This is a genomic window from Desulfovibrio sp. OH1186_COT-070, assembly GCF_003860215.1.
In the GTDB taxonomy this organism is placed as follows: Bacteria; Desulfobacterota; Desulfovibrionia; order Desulfovibrionales; family Desulfovibrionaceae; genus Desulfovibrio.
This window is the reverse complement of the sequence record NZ_RQYH01000274.1, coordinates 1-231: the sequence shown is the minus strand read 5'-3', so window position 1 is coordinate 231 and position 231 is coordinate 1. Positions and strand designations below refer to the sequence as shown.

General features: G+C 55.0%; 1 protein-coding gene. It reads right to left on the bottom strand.

The window, feature by feature from the left end:
* On the bottom strand, positions 1-151 hold a 151-nt coding region (locus tag EII23_RS12825; RefSeq protein WP_148091314.1), incomplete at its 3' end, for a transposase.
* Positions 152-231 lie beyond the last annotated feature (80 nt).

The following is a 231-nucleotide window of genomic DNA, read 5'->3' as shown; positions in this document are numbered from 1 at the left end:
TCCACGGCGCGCCTGTACGCAGAATCCAAAGAATTCCGTTCAGGATGGCGCGGGGCTCATTGAGCACCGGCCTGCCTTGTCCTCTCGGCCCCTTGGGGCTGTCGGGAAGAAGGGGCGCGAGTCGTTCCCACTGCTCATTGGTGATGTCCATTCCCACTTCGTGCGGGAAATGGACGGAAAAGTCTAGAAAATTTCCAAACTCAAACCCTTTTGATTATGAGATGGCTTCTA